The sequence below is a fragment of the Terriglobales bacterium genome, from assembly GCA_035691485.1.
Lineage (GTDB): Bacteria > Acidobacteriota > Terriglobia > Terriglobales > Acidobacteriaceae > JAIQGF01.
Genome location: DASSIZ010000117.1, coordinates 132,992 through 149,937 on the forward strand (window position 1 = coordinate 132,992; position 16,946 = coordinate 149,937).

General features: G+C 59.4%; 13 protein-coding genes. 5 read left to right on the forward strand and 8 right to left on the reverse strand.

Translation table 11 applies throughout. The features are described 5' to 3' along the window. The 7 genes from rfbB to VFI82_15440 form a co-directional block, all read right to left on the reverse strand. On the reverse strand, positions 1-1,065 hold the full coding sequence (rfbB, locus tag VFI82_15410) for a dTDP-glucose 4,6-dehydratase (protein ID HET7186073.1): 1,065 nt from the start codon (positions 1,063-1,065) through the stop codon (positions 1-3). A gap of 151 nt (positions 1,066-1,216) precedes the next feature. After that, positions 1,217-2,770, reverse strand: a complete 1,554-nt coding sequence (locus VFI82_15415) for a glycosyltransferase (GenBank protein ID HET7186074.1) — start codon at positions 2,768-2,770, stop codon at positions 1,217-1,219. Positions 2,771-2,942: 172 nt separating this feature from the next. Continuing rightward, complete coding sequence (locus VFI82_15420; protein ID HET7186075.1) at positions 2,943-3,602, reverse strand: PilZ domain-containing protein; 660 nt, start codon at positions 3,600-3,602, stop codon at positions 2,943-2,945. A gap of 150 nt (positions 3,603-3,752) precedes the next feature. Beyond that, positions 3,753-4,748: a beta-propeller fold lactonase family protein gene (locus VFI82_15425; protein ID HET7186076.1), complete on the reverse strand. Its 996-nt coding sequence runs from the start codon at positions 4,746-4,748 to the stop codon at positions 3,753-3,755. A gap of 256 nt (positions 4,749-5,004) precedes the next feature. Further along, positions 5,005-6,120: a DegT/DnrJ/EryC1/StrS family aminotransferase gene (locus VFI82_15430; protein HET7186077.1), complete on the reverse strand. Its 1,116-nt coding sequence runs from the start codon at positions 6,118-6,120 to the stop codon at positions 5,005-5,007. 32 nt (positions 6,121-6,152) lie between these two features. Next, positions 6,153-8,153 carry an N-acetylmuramoyl-L-alanine amidase gene (locus VFI82_15435; protein ID HET7186078.1) on the reverse strand — a complete coding sequence of 667 codons (2,001 nt, stop codon included), beginning with the start codon at positions 8,151-8,153 and terminating at the stop codon, positions 6,153-6,155. Positions 8,154-9,117: 964 nt separating this feature from the next. After that, positions 9,118-10,158 carry a tetratricopeptide repeat protein gene (locus VFI82_15440; GenBank protein ID HET7186079.1) on the reverse strand — a complete coding sequence of 347 codons (1,041 nt, stop codon included), beginning with the start codon at positions 10,156-10,158 and terminating at the stop codon, positions 9,118-9,120. 984 nt (positions 10,159-11,142) lie between these two features. On the opposite strand from VFI82_15440, the gene VFI82_15445 reads away from it, so the two are divergent. Together VFI82_15445 and VFI82_15450 are read left to right on the forward strand one after the other, a co-directional pair. Beyond that, a complete protein-coding gene (locus tag VFI82_15445; GenBank protein ID HET7186080.1) occupies positions 11,143-11,379 on the forward strand; it encodes a hypothetical protein in 237 nt (78 codons plus the stop codon). A 490-nt stretch (positions 11,380-11,869) separates the two neighbouring features. Further along, positions 11,870-12,988 carry a glycosyltransferase family 4 protein gene (locus tag VFI82_15450; protein HET7186081.1) on the forward strand — a complete coding sequence of 373 codons (1,119 nt, stop codon included), beginning with the start codon at positions 11,870-11,872 and terminating at the stop codon, positions 12,986-12,988. On the opposite strand, the gene VFI82_15455 is transcribed toward VFI82_15450, so the two are convergent. After that, positions 12,945-14,216, reverse strand: coding sequence for a glycosyltransferase family 4 protein (locus VFI82_15455; GenBank protein HET7186082.1), 1,272 nt, complete (start codon positions 14,214-14,216; stop codon positions 12,945-12,947). The two genes, VFI82_15450 and VFI82_15455, sit on opposite strands and share 44 nt — an antisense overlap. Positions 14,217-14,735: 519 nt before the next feature. Between VFI82_15455 and VFI82_15460 the strand changes: the two genes are divergently transcribed. Genes VFI82_15460 through VFI82_15470 form a run of 3 tightly spaced genes read left to right on the forward strand, consistent with a single transcriptional unit; the run spans position 14,736 to position 16,819 of the window. Continuing rightward, positions 14,736-16,166, forward strand: coding sequence for an HAD-IIIC family phosphatase (locus VFI82_15460; protein HET7186083.1), 1,431 nt, complete (start codon positions 14,736-14,738; stop codon positions 16,164-16,166). A 28-nt stretch (positions 16,167-16,194) separates the two neighbouring features. Next, on the forward strand, positions 16,195-16,401 hold the full coding sequence (locus tag VFI82_15465) for a hypothetical protein (GenBank protein HET7186084.1): 207 nt from the start codon (positions 16,195-16,197) through the stop codon (positions 16,399-16,401). Beyond that, positions 16,394-16,819 carry a VOC family protein gene (locus tag VFI82_15470; protein HET7186085.1) on the forward strand — a complete coding sequence of 142 codons (426 nt, stop codon included), beginning with the start codon at positions 16,394-16,396 and terminating at the stop codon, positions 16,817-16,819. Before VFI82_15465 ends, VFI82_15470 begins: the two co-directional genes overlap by 8 nt. Positions 16,820-16,946 lie beyond the last annotated feature (127 nt).

Sequence of the window (16,946 nt, forward strand, 5' to 3'; positions counted from 1 at the left end):
TCACCCGCGCGCGGCGTAGTTCACCGCGATCCACTGCTGATAGGCGCCCGTGGTGACATTCGTGACCCAGTCCATGTTGTCCAGGTACCAGCGCACCGTCTTGCGAATTCCGGTTTCAAAAGTCTCGCGCGGCCGCCATTGCAATTCCGATTCAATCTTGGTGCTGTCGATGGCGTAGCGGCGGTCGTGTCCCGGCCGGTCCGCGACGAAGCTGATCAAGGACCGATACTCGCGGCCGGGCCGCTCCTGCTCGAGGATGGAGCAGATTGTGTTCACAATCTCAAGGTTGGTTTTTTCGCTGCGTCCGCCGATGTTGTAGGTCGCGCCGGGCTCACCCTTCGCCAGCACCGTTTCGATGGCCTCACAATGATCTTCCACGTACAGCCAATCGCGAATGTTCAGACCGTCGCCGTAAACCGGCAGCGCTTTGCCATGCAGCGCGTTGACGATCATCAACGGTATGAGCTTCTCGGGAAACTGTCGCGGCCCGTAGTTATTGGAACAGTTGGTGATCAACGTCGGCATTCCGTAGGTGTGGTGGTAGGCGCGCACCAGGTGGTCCGAACCGGCCTTGGATGCCGAGTACGGGCTGTTGGGAGCGTAGGGAGTCGTCTCGCAGAACGCAGCCTGCGCCGGCCCCAGCGAGCCATAGACCTCGTCCGTCGAGACGTGCAGAAATCGGAATGTGCTGCGTTCCGATGGCACAAGCTCCTGCCAATACTGGCGCGCGGCGTGAAGCAACTGAAACGTTCCCAGCACGTTGGTGCGAACGAATTCTTCCGGCGCGTGAATCGAGCGGTCCACGTGAGATTCGGCGGCAAAGTGCACGACCGCTCGCGGCCGATGCCGCCGGAACAGATCCTGGACGAGAGCGGCATCCCCGACATCTCCACGCACAAAGGTGTGCGCCGGATTGGCCAGCAGCGAATCCAGGTTGTGTGGATTGCCGGCGTAGGTAAGCGCATCGAGATTGACCACGGCTGCGCTCTCGCGCGCCAGCCAGTGGTGAACGAAGTTGGAGCCGATAAATCCGGCGCCGCCCGTGACCAGAATGAGATTTGCTATCGACAATGAACCGGCCCCAAGCCAACCCCTGCGAGCGGGAGAACCGCTGGTTGCGCGCTTACTTCCCAAGGATGCAGATGTCGCGCTGCTATTATACCGAGCGGTCGGGCGAACGTCCCGCAGTCACGAACATCCCCCTATACCGTCGTGACTAATGTCTCACTTGTTCAGGATGCGCCAAAGGGCTTTTATCGACTTTTACCTGCGGTCTCTCCGGCTGAACCTTTTCGAAGACCGCAACCATCGACATGGCCGGCAGCGGCAGGTACTTGTCGATGCGGGATAGGAGCGGAACCAGCCAATTCACGACCTTCACCTGGAGCAAGCTGAAGTGGTTGCGGCGCAGTACTCGTCCGCAAAACCACCACGGCAAGCTGCAGGCCCGGTTGTAGGAGATCACCGATCCGCACTGCATGCCAGCCCTTTCGGCGAGCTCGCGCAGCTGATTCCTGGAATAACGACGACGATGTCCAAGGCGCGTATCAATACCGCCGAACAGGGCAGGCCCGTTGGGAACCAGCACGAGAATGCGGCCGCCGTCGCGCACCACGGTGGCGATTCTCAGCAAGGTTTCCAGGTCATCCTCGACGTGCTCCAGGACGTTCTGGCAGATCACGGTGTCGAAAGTACGCCCCTCCGGCAGTGAGCGCACATCGGCTGGGTCCAACTCCGCCGCTTCGAGATACGGCCGCGTAAGGGATAATTTCCGAAGCTCGCGAACGAACAGCGGATTGGAATCACAAGCCCAATACTCCGTTCGGGGGATCAGTTGGACAGTCAGGCTGCCCGTGCCGGCTCCCAATTCCAGGATACTCGAGCCCAGGTAAGGGCGAAGCAGACTGGCGATCCACCCGGTGTAATTGGGAGCGCGACCAAGACGAACCGCCACTTCGCTGCCGTATTGATCAGGCTTGCACACGCGGTCGGTCGCTTTGAAACGCACGATCGCAATCAGCGCCAGCACTCCATCCTTCCAGCCGATTTTCTTCCCTTCCTGGTAGGTGCGGCCCGAATAGCTGATGGGAACCTCAAAGATGCGCGCTCCGCGTTTTGCCAGCTTGATGGTGAGTTCGGGCTCGATGCGGAAGTCGCGGCTGACCAGGGGAATGGTCTTCAGTAGTTCCGTGCGCACCATCTTGTAGCAGGTTTCCATGTCCGTCAGGTTCACATCGCTGGCCAGATCACAGAGGAGCGTTAAGATGTGATTGCCGATCGAGTGTTTGAAGAACAGCGCGCGCTTGAAGCCGCCAGCCAGGAAACGAGATCCGAAAACCGCGTCGGCATTCTCCTCCACAAACAGCGGGACCATCTGCAACAGATCGCGCGGGTGGTATTCGAGATCGGAGTCGTGGATGACGGTAAGCTCACATTCAGCGTGGTCAATGGCAGTGCGGACTGCGGCGCCTTTGCCCTGGTTTCGCTCGTGACGGAGAAAATGCCAGTCGAACTTGCCGGCAGGATCCGCCGGCAGATTGTCCTGAAACCGTTTCAGCACTGCCGACGTTTGGTCGCTTGAACAGTCATCCACAACGATGACTTGCACCCGGCCCAGCAGTGGCGAACTGCCCAACGCCGCCAGGCGGCGCAGGCTGGCCTCGACGAGATACTGCTCGTTGTACACCGGAACGATAACGGAAATCGAGGTACGTCCGAGGTCACCATTTCCGCTTGGGCGGTGCTCCTGCGAGGTAGGAGAGGCAGCCATGGGATAGAGGTATTCTACGTTGCTCCGCGACCTTCGGCCATTACCAACAGGCTAACCCGCCGGCAAAAATTTGCTCAAGGACACACTGGATACGAGAGCGGCAGTGCATTGTCCGAATCGTCAGGCGGAAGCGGATTGCGAAGGAGCGGCTGCGACAAACCAGGGCAACTATCTAATCGTACTCACGCGTGAAATCGATGTTCCAAAAATCTTCTTCGCCTAGAAACTCGAAACCGACCTCAACCAGGCTGCCGGTCGCCCAAACATGCTGGAAGACAACCCGCGCGCGAGCACCGCTCTTGCGCTCCGGCGAGTAAAGAAATATATCCTGCCCCTCCTTATAGTTTGAGCGACACACGAACAGCCCTCCGTTCTTGCTTACCAGCACCGTCTCAGCGGACTCCTCCGCTTGCGTGTCGCCCTCTGATGACCGGACCGTAAGGTGGGTGCGGTAGGGCACGCGATTACTGCGGCGGGCATAGCCCAGCATCTTTTGCGTGAACTCTTCCAGCTGGAGTTGGCCTTCACGGTCCAGGTCAACGAATGCCACCCCAAAATGTCTTCCTGGGGTGGCGTATCTCACCTTGCCGAAAGCCTGGACGCGGAAGCCGCTGGGAAGTTGAAACAACATCGCCAGCTCCGTATGCAGGTCGAAGCTCTCCCGGCAGGATGCCAGGGCTCCTCCCACGCTCAGGCTGTCGATTCGGCCTATCACCGGCGGGCCGACCGTGCTCTGGGTGTAAATCTCCACCGGAGCATCGATCGGAACCCGGGGGTAGCGCCTTCGCGTGCGCCAATGAGCTTCGCCGGCCGAAGATCCGTTCTGCATCATGATGAGTCGCGCTCTCTCTCGGTGGAAATATAACACCGGAGGGAAATGATTTAGGCCGGAGAACGCGCAGCCGCACCGCTTGAAACAACAGTTCGCCAGCTGGTGTGGGCGAGAAGTACCGTCGATCCGCAGGCCGGCAGCTTCGAAACGCTATTGCGTCATGGCGATCGCGATCCCTGTCGGGCCCTTTCCGGTCACGTAAGGGGAGAACGGCAGCGGCGTCAGCGTGCCGGTAGTCCCGATAAGATATCCGGAAACATTGTTCAAGTTCGGGTTGCTCACGTAGACGAATTTGCCCGAGTGATCGATCGCTATTTCCGTAGGGTTTATGGCTGGGGCGGGCGATCCGATCGGTGTCGGCGCACCAGTATTGGGGTCCAGAGACAGTTGGGCGATCGTCGGACCGCCGTTCAGGGTCACGTAGGCGAATTTCCCGGTTGGCTCGATGGCAACGGCAAAGGGCTCGGAGCCGACGGCGAATGGTGACCCGGTGATCGGGGCCAATGCTCCGTTCACGTCGATGGTGTACACCAGCAGGTTGCCGGCCGTGCCGGGAACATCGGTGACGTAAAGGAATTTTCCTGATGGATGAACCGCCAGGCCAAGTGGATCGCTTCCCGCAGCGAAAAACGCGCCCGGCACCGGTGACAGCGCGCCCGTTGTGGAATTAATGGCGAAACCGTAAACGCGGAGAAAGCCATTGTCGGTGACGTAAATGAACTTGCCAGCGGAATCGACCGTGATGGCGTAGAACGTACCGCCAGCGCCGAATGGAGAGCCTGCAATCGGCGTCAGTTCGCCGGTCGAGGCATTGATGCTGAAGGCCGAAATGTTTGCGCTGGAAAAGTTCGCCACGTAAAGGAACTTCCCGAGCGGGTCGGCAATCAGGCTACGCGGCCCCGTTCCCGTCGCGTAGGTATTCACGAGCGTAAGGGCGCCCGTCGTCGTCGAGATGGCGAAGGCGGTGACCGTATTCGTGTTTTGGTTGGCGATGTAAAGAAATTTGCCGAGCGCAACTGCGGCCGCGCGCGGCGAAGCGCCGGTGGTGACAGCAAAGGGTGAGCTCTGGAGCGCGGTCAGCACACCGGTCGTGGTTTCGAGCTGGAACGCGGAAACGGTAGCGTCGACTGAGTTGGTAACAAACACGAACTCCGAGCTCGTCCCCGGCGGCGGCGCCACCGTCCTTAGTGGAGCAGTTGAGCCGCCCTGGCCGCAGCCTGCAAGCAACAGCGCTAGCGCTCCGGCCAGGCAAATGAAGAGAAAAGGCCGATGATGGGATCGCATAAGTTGAACAACCTTTAAGGCTACCGCAGAACAGGTCCTCCCAGGGATGACGATTTAGGAACACTTTCAAACATGGGTTTCCCGATTCGGGAATCAACACCGAGATCTACACTACAGCTCAAAGCTTCGCGGTGCCGGCGCAGTTTGCGGCATTGACCGCTGTCGCCACTTGCTCAATCTGCGATTCCGATATCTCCGGAAAGATGGGCAAAGACAAAACTTCCTTGGCTGCCATCTCCGCCTGCGAGAAATCACCTGCCGAGTAGCCGAGATCGGAATAGGCAGGCTGCATGTGGATGGGAACGGGATAATGGATTGCCGTCTGTACCCCCGCAGCCGCCAGCGTTGTCTGAAGGCGATCCCGGTCGGAGCTGCGTATGGTAAACGCGTGATAGACGTGCCGCAGGTCGGCTGCCTCCAGCGGAAGCCTGACTTCGCTGGCTGCTAACAGGTCGCAATAGCGACGAGCATGAGCGCGACGAGCTTCCGTCCATGGCTCAAGGTGGCGCAATTTCACGCCCAGGATCGCTCCCTGCAATCCTTCCATCCGGTAGTTATAGCCCTTCAGCAGGTGTTGATATTTTTTCTCGCTGCCCCAGTCGCGCAGCATGCGTATGGTCCGGGCGTAATCGGGGTTGTTGGTTGTGACCGCGCCGCCTTCGCCGTAGGCACCGAGATTTTTACCCGGGTAGAAGCTGAAGCAGCCGATCGCGCCGATGCTCCCGGCCCGTCGGCCTTTCCATTCCGCGCCATGCGCCTGGCAGGCATCTTCGATGACCACCAGGTTTTGCCGACCGGCAATGTCCATGATGGCCCCCATGTCGCATGGCTGACCGTACAAGTGCACGGGCATCACTGCCTTGGTGCGCGGAGTGATGGCGCGCTCCATGCTGGCGGGATCAAGATTGAAGGTCGCCGGGTCGATATCGGCCAACACAGGACGTGCCTCGGCATACAGGATCGTTGCCACCGTTGCTACGAAGGAAAATGGAGTCGTAATGACTTCGTCGCCGGGGCCAACACCGGCGGCCAGCAGTGACAAGTGCAGCGCGCTGGTCCCGGAATTCACTGCGATCGCGTGCTCAGTATTGCAATATCGGGCGAAATCCTTTTCGAAGGATGCAACGGCTTCGCCGAGAACGAACTGCCCGCTCTCCAGCACGCGAGAGATGGCGGCATCAATCTCGGGCTTGATGCTGCGATATTGCGCCTTCAGGTCGACTAGCGGTACCAAAACTGACTCCTTCGTGGAAAGAGGGGGATAGCCTAGTTCGAACTGCGCTGAACAGCCGAGTGGACACGGGCGGCCAGAGGCGCGGTTTTCTTGCGCGTGAAATAGGTGGAAATGCCGTCGCACAATGCGGCCGCAATCGCATCGCGATAGGCCGGATCCATCAGTTTCAGTTCTTCCACCGGGCTGCTGACAAAGGAAAGCTCAATCAGGATGGACGGCATCGTCGATTCGGCGAGCACCACCAGGGGCGCACTTTTTACGCCCCGATCGTGCAGACCGGGATCCGATTCCTTCAACCTGGAATACATGGCGTGCTGCACCGCTCCGGCCAGTCTTCGCGACTCTACCATCCTGGGATCGGCTCCATCGCCGATATTCTTGGATGATGCCGAAGCGGCCACGAACGTCTCGATGCCGCGGACGAAGCGGTATGTACTGGAATTACCGTGGATCGAAATCAACAGGTCGGCGTTGGCCGCGTTGGCGAGAGTCGCTCGCGCCTGCAGCGGAATAAAGGTGTCATCACTGCGCGTAAAGACTACTTCGCCGCCAAGTTTCTCTACGATCAATTGTCCCAATCGTTGGGAGATGGCAAGGACAAGGTCTTTCTCTTGTAGTCCCGTGGGACCGACGGTTCCCGTATCGGCGCCCCCGTGGCCCGGATCAATCACGATCCGGAGAGGTTGTCCCAGCACACGCGGCGTTGGAGAAGGAGGAGGCGCAGGCTTGACTTCCCTCCTGGTTGCGCCAGGCTGCACCGCACTCTTCCCCGAGTCCTGCTCAGCGACACTCGGTTGAACGGTGAGCACCAGTGCAAACGGTGGCGTCCGCGAAAGCACAGGCATGAAGTCGCAAGACGCATTCAGGTCCAGAACGATGCGGGTCACATCCGATTCTTTCTGGGCCACCCGGATGCGGGACACGTACTGGTCACCGACATCAAACACCGCTTCGGCGCCGTGAGTCGTTCGGAGCGTCATCTGCGTGTCTGCCAAGTCGATAAAAATACGATTGGGGTTGGTGAGGCGGCCGGCGTAATATCGAACCGGTCCCGTCAAGTTCAACTTGACACTGGCGAATCCAGCATGAGAGCGGAAATCGACGCCGATCAGATCAGCGTGCCCAAGGGCTAGTTCCGGGGCCGGCTCTGGGGCCTGAACCACGGGAGCTGAAGGCGCCGAAAGCTCAGTTCCAGACAGTACCTCGGTAGAGGTCCGGTGCGAAACTGATTTCCGGTACGGCCAGAATAACGCCACCGCCACGGACAAAAGAAGCACGATGCGCAGAGCGATCCTAAAATTGCTGGGTGAAGACTGCCGGTAACTTGCCAGAGTTGCCAAGGTCGCTGGTTCTGCCGTCTCTGCCTGTACGAGTGGCTCCGGCTCCACTTCGGGGGCGGAAACAGGAACAGGGTCGGTGGCGATGGGAGGCGCGGCAACCACAGGATCCGGCGCGGTCTTCTCAGAGCGCTCGAACTCATAGCCCGACAGCGCGGCGGCCAGCAGTTCAACCGCCCGCGTGTCGGTCATGCCAAAGGCGCAACGGGCGACCGAAAAAACCTCGACTAGACCGATGATCTCATCTTGGCGGCGTACGGGAACCGCCACCATAGAGCAAATCCCCGACCCGTGGGCAGTCGCGTAAGGTACGCGATGGTCGGTGGTGATGTCGGAAGAACTCGTGACGCGGCCGGTGCGCAAGCATTCAAAGGAGAGGCGAGAGTCTGGGGAGATTCGGGTTCCGACTTCGGGCGCGAGCTCGCCGGCACGTCCGCGACACTCCACGTGTCCCTCGGCGGTAGCCAGGGCGACGGCTGCGCCATCGGCGCCGGTAATCTCCAGAGCGCGTTCCGCGATGAAGTCGCCCGTGGCTTCGACCTTCCCCTCGAGGACGTCGTTGTAGGCAGCCAATGCGGCGGACAGTTTTTCGTTGCCGGCGGCCGGCTCGGCTTCGTCAATGATGCGGCGCTGCTGCTCCCGCAGGTAGGAAGCGGCAAGCACCACCTGTACCTTGGGAGGCTCCAGCCGGGGCACAGCCGATCCACATCCCCGGGTCCTGGTTCGATGCTCTTTGTTGCCGGTTGTTCGCAAATCAGCCCGCCGACAGTGCCCTACGGGCACAACTTGTGCATGCTTAGTTGCTGGATGAACCAAAACTAGTGCCATTCGGCTTGTGAATGCAAGTTTTTTTCTACCGGGGGTGCAAAATCGGGCAGGGCCTGGCGGCAAAGGTGGTGTTCTTAGGTGGCGGATGCGGCAGGTCGGCGCGCTGAGGGGCCGGCCATATAGTCGAAGGGGAACTACCGGGCGCGTCTGCGGAGCCCGAGTCAGCGGCTTTCTTGATCTAGATAAGGGCCAGCGCGAGGTTAAAGGCGCTTAGCGAAGAACCACGTAAGTTGCGACCGATCCCAACGCCAGAGCCGCTAAGGCGAAGATGGCCATCAACGCATCTCCGGCCGCGCGCCAATTCGCGAGTCGCTCCGTTTGGGGATCTGATTCGACTGGGGGGACATACAACAGCTGCGGACCACTTTCCTTCGAATGCGACTCGGTGGTGCCGGCTAACTTCCTGGCTGCCAAGGACACGGGATTCTCCGAGGGCACGTCCGGGCGATGGGCGGGCCGCACAGCCCCAAGTGCAATTAACTTGCCGAGTAATCGGCCGCTAAATACCGTGTAATCAGAGACTCAGGCCAAGATACATCCGCCAATGTGCAATTGTTTGCACTCGAAGAGAACACTTTTCTTCACCCTGCACCTTTCGCCACATCGGACTTTGCGGCGTCGTCAAATATGTTTCGGCGGTGACGCGGGGCAACGGGACGACGTCCAGTGAACAGCGGCGCCTGCGAACGGCTTCACTGGAACGGTGAACTTTAGCGCGAGGGGCTCCCAGTGAAGGCCAAAGCGCCCTGACCAGCTTAGTGATATTAGTGATAAGGGCTGTATCGAGCGGCAGATTCGGCCCTAAGGCACTCAGACATGCTACCGGCGCACTTTAGGGTTGGGCCCAGACCGGCAGCGGCGTCGCCGACCGCGCCTGCAGAATTTTCATCATCAAGGCATATGCTCGCTGCTGTCCAGCAGTTAATTGCGCCATCGTCATGACTGGGGAAAGCGCGTTGAGTGCCGGCAAGCCGCCCTTGTAATGATTGGCAGCCGCCAGCGCGAACCAGGCGTATGCCATCACGACATCTTTCGGCACGCCTTTGCCGTCACGATACATCTCTCCGACAGCGTATTGCGCTTCACCGGAGTTCAGGTCGGCAGATTTAAGGAACCAGTTCAGCGCCAATGTACTGCTGGCAGAGACACCGCGGCCGTCGCGATACATTTTCGCCAGGGCCAACGGCGCGTCCGCCAATCCGGAATTCGCCGCCGCTTCGATGAAGCGTACGCCTTCGTGGCCGGGATCCGTGATTTGGCCGTTGACGTACATCTGACCAAGGACAAGCTGAGCTTTCGGGAACTGCTGTGCGGCGGCGCGCTGCAGCCACAGCGCGGCCGAGTTCAGGTCGACCGGCACGCCACGGCCGTTCACGTACAGGGTCGCAAGGCCATATTGCGCCTCGGCAACGCCCTGCTCAGCGGCCTTGCGCAGCCATGCGGCACCCGCAGCAGAGTCAACGAGAACACCTGTTCCATTCACATAGGCGGCCCCGAGATTGCTCTGCCCTACCGCGTCGCCCTGTTCCGCGGCCTTGCGAAACCACACGACGGATTGGCGCACGCTCTTTTCGACGCCCCATCCGTTGAGATACATCAGCCCAAGATTGCTCTGCGCGCGGGAATGCCCCTGCTTGGCAGCCGCCTCATACCACCGCGCAGCTTCTTTCAAATTTTTCGGCACGCCTTGGCCGTCGAAGTACATTCCGGCTAGAGAGAACTGAGCCGCCGGGACGCCGTCCTCGGCAGCCTTGCGGAAGTAAGCGAGCGCCCGTGCCGGTTCTTTGGGGGCGAGGGCGGGATCGAAATCGAGAGATCGTAAAGGCGCGCCCGGGGGCGCGACTGCAAATGATGGGGCCGTCGGTGCTGACACAACCGCCACCGCAACTGCAGGTAAGTCCAGGAAGGGGCGGTGTAGTGGCAGGCGCATAACATCGTCGATGCTCAACGATGGAATATGTTCGGGGAGCGAGAGAGCAGCGGGTTGCGCCGGTTTTGAAGGCGGCGGCGTCGGAACCGCAGCCACGATTCGCGGATCTACTGGTTTGAGCTGTTTGGTCGGTGGCGCCGCAGCGGGTCGCACCGGTTCTGAAGATGGGGGCGCCGGAACTACAACCACGATTCGCGGCTCGACTGTTTTTGGCGGTTCTGCCGCTGGCACTCCAGCCGCTTGTTGCGGTTCAACGGATTTGGGCTGAACTGCCTCTGGCAAAGGTTCAGCAGCTCGGATGTGTGGCGGCGGAGTAGAACTTGCAAGCGTATCTTTCCCCTTCCCGCCCGGCGTCGGCTCGAACTCACGAAACAAGAGCTTCAATCGAGATGCAGGTATGCCGGTCCTGGCTTCGGCGCGGGCGTACCAGTAATTGGCTCGGGACGAATCTTGATCAACGCCAATGCCCTTTGCGTACATGGCAGCCAGCCGCACCATGGAGAACACGTGGCCTTGAGCTGCGGCCCTCTCGTACCACTCCGCAGCTTGCTCATAGTGGGTAGGACCAAAGCGGCCGCTGTCGTGCAAATAGCCAATGGAGGCTTCGGCGTCGGCGTTACCTCGATCGGCGAGGGTCAACATCGGGATCAACATGTCCGGGCTAGGCAGGCCCGGCGCAGGAATCACCGGCAAGCCCGCAGCGCCGCGTCGCGAGACGGCAGCCTGGCCTCGCGGTTCAACGATGTTCGACTTCTGCTCCGAGCCTGCTGCAGGCGCCGGAGTGCGTGGTCGCGGTACGGCAACTGGCGCAATCAGGCGTGGAATGGGTCCCGAAGCGCTAGCTGTCGCTTCCGCCGGGATAAGAGCAACAGCGATTCCGATGGGTGCTTGTGATTCAGTAACGCGGTACGAAACCGGCGCTCGCAGGTGAATGACGACGCGAGTAATGTTTGGGGCGTGCTCAGCCACGACGATTTTGGAGACCAGCGTGTCCGCCGCTCCTGCGGTGAGCGCCTGCGGTTTCGGCGCGGGTCGGGCACCCTCGAGATCGAAGTAAACACGGTCAGGGTTGTGCAGCATCGCCGAACGAAAAGGTCCCATCCGGTCGAGCACAATTACTACCCGCGTCAGCGCGCCTTCGGGGTGTTGCTCGATGCGCAATAAGTGCACTGACGCTACGGCGTTTGTCGTTGCCGCATTATTAACCGCCGCCTGAGCAGGCTCGGGCGCTTGCGTTGGGTACGCCGAGGAAGCTACTGCCGTCGCAAGCAGGAGGACAGCGATCCACCGGAAGCCGAACATGCCGAAGCAGGCGCGGTTCTGCGTTCTTCCTGCCGACCGATGCGATGGAGGGATCACCTGAGTTGAAATGTACCGCAAAAGAAGACCAAATTCGAGGGGCCAGCGGGACAAGTCCGCTCGACTGTTAATCATCCGGCTACCGAACAAGGGGAAGCTGAGGCGGGCCGGGAGAGGCGATGTCCTGCGCTCTATTCGGAACCGGCTCTGCCTGACAGTGCAGTTCCTAGATGGGCTCTACCTTAGGATCGAGCGCCGCTCAGAAGCGGGCGAACCGCTGGCGACTTCGCCGTTCGCTGCACATATACAATGCACTGAGTGGCAATACCAGCTGTCGATCAGCCTTCCGCCAACCATGAGCATACCGATTCTGTTGATGGCTCGCGAACTGCACCTTGGTGGAAGCGAGCGGCAGATGACCGAGATTGCCAGGAACCTGACGCAGACCGGATTTGCTCCCCACGTCGGCTGCTTCCGGACGGGAGGTCTGCGCTTTGAGGAGCTGCGCGCCACCAAAGTCCCAGTCGTGCGTTTCAAAATTGATTCCTACTTCTCTCTGGACGCCGTAACCGGCCTGGCGGACTTTGTGCGTTACGTCCGTGTCAATGGCATACGGATCGTGCACGCCTGGGATTACCCGACGGCGGTTTCAATTGTGCCCGCGACACGGTTGTTCACCCGCGCCATAGCGATTTCGAGTCAGCGCGGGCATCGCGAACTGATCCCAAAGTTGTATCGGAGGCTGACGCGCATCTCTGATCGTTTCACACATGGCATCATCGTGAATTGTGAATTCCTGCGGCGTCACGTCATCGAAGATGATCAGGTGCCGGAACGGAAGGTGCGAGTGTGCTACAACGGGGTCGACTTGCAGCGCTTTCGAAGATTAGCAGGTCCGAAGCCACCGCCCTTGCAGAACAGTTCGCTGGTGATCGGCACCGTGTGTTCACTTCGCGCGGAGAAGGACCTGGGGACCCTGATCGACGCCTTCGCGCGAGTGCGCTTCAGAAGAGACGGAATGATGCTGGTGGTGGTCGGCAGTGGCCCAGAACTCGGCGGTTTGTTAGAGCACGCGGCTCGAGCCGGGATCCGCGACGCCTGCCATTTCGAACCGGCAACTCCGGAGATAGATCGATGGCTCAGCGCGATGGACGTTTTTGTCCTGCCATCGCGCAGCGAAGCATTCTCAAACGCGTTGATGGAAGCGATGGCCTGCGGCTGCTGCGTCATTGCTTCGAACGTTGGTGGAAACCCGGAACTGGTGCACAGCGGAGAAAACGGCCTGCTGTTTCCGCCGGGCGATGTGGGGGCGCTCGCGGATTCGGTTGGGCAAGCGATCGAAAATCCTGAGCTGCGGGAGCGATTGGCGCGGCAAGGTGAGAGCCACGTCCGCGAAAATTCTTCCATTGAGCAAGCCGCAGTCAATATCGCTAAGATTTACTCAGATTTTCTCCACCAGCCAATCCGCGGGTAACCGGTCCGCTCCCGACGCGCCGCTCGAAAATCGAAGCCATGTAATGAGCGTTCTTCCCGAGCTCGAAATCTTCCGTGATGCGACGGCGCGCGTTCGATCCCAGGTGCTGGCGTAATTGCGGGTTATCCATCAGGCGCGCAATCGCTCCGGCCATGGCGGTTTCATTGCCAGGCGGGACAAGCAAACCATCGGTGCCATCGCGGATTAACTCCGGAACTCCTGTGATCGAGGTGGACACACAAGGGAGCTGCATGGCCATGGCTTCCATCAACACACCGGGCAGACCTTCGGCGAAGCTGGCGAGAGCAAAAACATCGGCGCGGGCGTACAGTTCGTTGAGTTTGTCCTGTGGCGTGAATCCATGAAAGGTGACATTTCTCTGGATGCCGCGACTGGCCGCCTCGCGTTCGAGGCTCTCCCGGTCAGGACCTCCGCCGACAAGGTGCAAGAGTACATTGCGGCCATCGCGCACCAGCTGTTCGATAGCGGCAATGAGAACCTTCTGTCCCTTCACAGGCACGAGGCGGCCGACGCAGATGATCTCCAGGGGATCAGGACGTTCGCGGAATTTTTGCGGGCTGAGAATGCCGGAATCTACTCCCATGTAAGCAACTTCAATCTTCGACCACTGTTCGGCAGCACAGGTTTTCATCAGCTGCTCGCGGGCATATTGGCTGATCGCGCGGACGAACGTGCACGCCTCGATCTTCTCGCGCAACCAGAATCCGACCGGATCCTTGAACTCGTCTGGGCCGTGGAAGGAGATCGATAGCTCGACCGGAAAGACGCGAGCCAGAAGAAGTCCGACGGTCGATGAGTAATGGACGTGCAGGTGGATAAGATGGTTCTTCTCCATCCAGTGACCCAGCACCACAGCTTCCGCAAAGTACGCGAGATTCTTAAGCGATTTTCGAACACGCAATCCGGCGAGGCTCAGCGCGTATCCCATCCCACCGAGAAAGCGGAAAGGGCGGAAAAGAAATGTCGGCAGCAAGGCACCGAGCACCGCGAGAAGACCTTGTTGCTTAACGTAAAACGTGTTGGCGGCCTCATTGCGCTCTTCGTCGCTCAGCTCTGCGCTCGGCCGGTCGGGGCCGCGGATGGAGGCGGTCCTGATATCCAGGAATTTTCGCAGCTCGCGAATCTCGCGAAGAATTACCGCATGATTGATCGCGGGATGTTGTGCGACGAGGACAGCGATTCGTGTGGCGCCAGGTTTCGGCGTCATCGGAGACGCCTGCAGACATAGTTCGCAAAAGCGGGCATTCGCGCCTGGCGCGAGCGCCAGATGACCATGCTAATATGATTCACATCGCAGCTCAAGATGCCGCAGAAGCACGTTCATGTCCCGAGACCCGTTGAGCTTGATAAGGTTAATGCTCCAGCAACTTGGCCGACGTCGATGCATGACCAGGGCTTTTGAACGGTAGGAGCCCCCCGTTCCATGCGCCTCAGCGACGCAATTGAAGTCAATCATTCCAGCGAGCAACGTGGCAAGCCTGCGCGCGTCGTTCAACTTGCATGCGGGTTTACGCCGCTCCACCTGCAGACATTCCTCCAAGCTCACATCCAACTGCGCTCTCCCGACCGCGAAGTCCGAGTTGAAACCGGTGCTTTTGGAGACCTGATCGGCCCAATCGACAAGGCTCGGCAACAGCACTCCGACAGTTGCGCCGTGGTCATCGAGTGGCCTGACCTGGACCTTCGCTTGGGATACCGGGGTTCGGGCGGATGGAAGGCGTCGTCCATGGACGATATCTTCGCGGAGGTGCGGCGTAAACTGGAGACGCTCGCAACAGAAATTCTGAAAACGGCTGACCAATGCCCAGTCGCTGTTTCAGCCCCGACTCTGCCGTTAGTTCCGATCAGCTATACGACCCCGGACAATGCGAGCTCGTTTGAGTTGAAGGTTTGGACAGAAATGAGCGCATTTCTCTCATCGCTGGCGAACCATGGTGGTGTCCGTGTGATGAGCCAGCAGCGGCTGGCGGAAGTTTCACCACCTGGGTTGCGTTTCGATATCAAGTTTGACTTGCTTGCCGGGTTTCCGTATCGCCAGGCCCATGCCGATAAATTGGCCGAACTTTACGCGGCTGTGCTCTATCCCAAGACGCCCAAAAAGGGTTTGATAACGGACCTGGACCAGACACTGTGGTCGGGAATCCTAGGTGAGGACGGAGTCGAAGGAGTGACGTGGAACCTCGAGGGCCACAGCCAGCTGCACGGTCTGTATCAGCAATTGCTGGCAGCGCTGGCGGAATCGGGTGTGTTGATTGCGATCGCTTCCAAGAACGATCCCCAGCTGGTTGCAAAGGCGCTGTCTCGGCCCGACTGCTTAATACCCGCGTCATGCATCTACCCCGCGGACGTACACTGGGGAGCAAAGTCGGAGTCGGTCGCGCGCATCCTGACGGCGTGGAATGTGGGAGCTGACAGCGTCGTGATGATCGACGACAGCCCGCTCGAACTGTCGGAAGTCCAGGCGAAATTTCCCGAAGTCGAATGCTTGTTGTTCGATTCCAAGAACGCGGAAGCTACTTTGCAGCTGTTCTGGAAGGTGCGCGAATTATTTGGAAGACCCGTCTGGACCGATGAGGACCGCGCACGTACAAGCAGTTTGCGAACGGCGGAACTCTTTCAGCCGCCAGTGGGAACACAGACTTCGTCTGAATTTCTATCTACCGTCGGCAGCAAAATCACGATCGACTTTCGGCCAAATTCGGATGATCGCCGCGCGTTGGAATTGGTGAACAAAACCAATCAGTTCAACCTCAACGGCCGGAGGTTCAGCGAAGCAGAATGGAAACAGGCGATGAGCCAGCCGTGCACATTTTTTGCCCTCATTTCCTACGAAGACAAGTTTGGATCGCTGGGCCGGATCGCGGTTGTTGTCGGCGAGGCGGCGTCTGGGCGAGCAACCGTTCGTACCTGGGTGATGAGTTGCAGAGCGTTTGGCAGGCACATCGAATACCAGACTGTGCGCCGGCTGTTCGATCATCTGAAGGTGCAAGAGATTCGCCTGTGCTACTCACCGACAGAACGCAATGGGCCGCTGCGAGAATTTCTTGCGGCAATCGGGTGTCTCGGCACAGGCAGCGAAGTGGTGGTGACGGAAAACATTTTTCGGCAGCATTGCCCGCTTCTATTCCACGACGTGAAGGAAGTCACCGGTGGATGATATTCAAAATCGATTGAGCAAGTGTTTCTTGACCACGTTTCGAGGACTGCGCGCAGCCGACATCCCGGGCGCGAGCCCGGAAACGGTGCCCGAGTGGGACTCGGTCGCGCATCTGACCTTGCTGGCCGTTGTCAGCGAAGAGTTCGGCGTAGAACTGGACCTGGAGGAATTCCAGGAAAAGGCATCTTTTGACAGTATTCAGGCGCAATTGCGTTCGATGATGCAACATGGCTAACCCGAAATTTCACCATGCCGGATTCGTGGTGCGTTCAATCCAGGAGTGCCAGGGAGAACTGGCGGAACTCACCGGCAGCATCGCTGTCAGTGAGACGGTCCACGATCCTCTCCAGCAGGTCAATGTAGCGTTCTTGTCTTACGATGCGCCGGGCGCGAGCCAAGTGGAACTGGTAGAACCCGCCGGTGAGGATTGCCCGGTTCAGGCTCTGGCGCTGCGCGGAGGAGGTCTTCACCACCTCTGCTATGAAGTCGATGATCTGGAAAAACAGCTTGAAGTAGCGAAGAAGAAGTACGCGGTGATTGTCCGGCCACCGCAGCCGGCTGTCGCATTCCAAGGACGGCGGATTGCGTGGGTGATGACGAAGCACCGGCTTCTTATCGAGTACCTGGAACGCACATCGCAGAAACGGCTTTGAACTAGCGGGACACCGGGCTCAAGTCATGTACTCAGGCTTGCCATGATGCAGAAAGAAGGCGTCGCCATCGACCATCTGCATCTGCAAAGCCGACAGAGTGAGTCCCTTCAATACCCGAGCTAGAATC

Excerpts from the sequence above, each read along its gene's own strand:
- VFI82_15415 (HET7186074.1), bottom strand. The coding sequence starts at position 2,770 with ATGGCTGCCTCTCCTACCTCGCAGGAGCACCGCCCAAGCGGAAATGGT.
- VFI82_15420 (HET7186075.1), bottom strand. The coding sequence starts at position 3,602 with ATGATGCAGAACGGATCTTCGGCCGGCGAAGCTCATTGGCGCACGCGA.
- VFI82_15450 (HET7186081.1), top strand. The coding sequence starts at position 11,870 with ATGAGCATACCGATTCTGTTGATGGCTCGCGAACTGCACCTTGGTGGA.
- VFI82_15455 (HET7186082.1), bottom strand. The coding sequence starts at position 14,216 with ATGACGCCGAAACCTGGCGCCACACGAATCGCTGTCCTCGTCGCACAA.
- VFI82_15460 (HET7186083.1), top strand. The coding sequence starts at position 14,736 with ATGGACGATATCTTCGCGGAGGTGCGGCGTAAACTGGAGACGCTCGCA.
- VFI82_15470 (HET7186085.1), top strand. The coding sequence starts at position 16,394 with ATGGCTAACCCGAAATTTCACCATGCCGGATTCGTGGTGCGTTCAATC.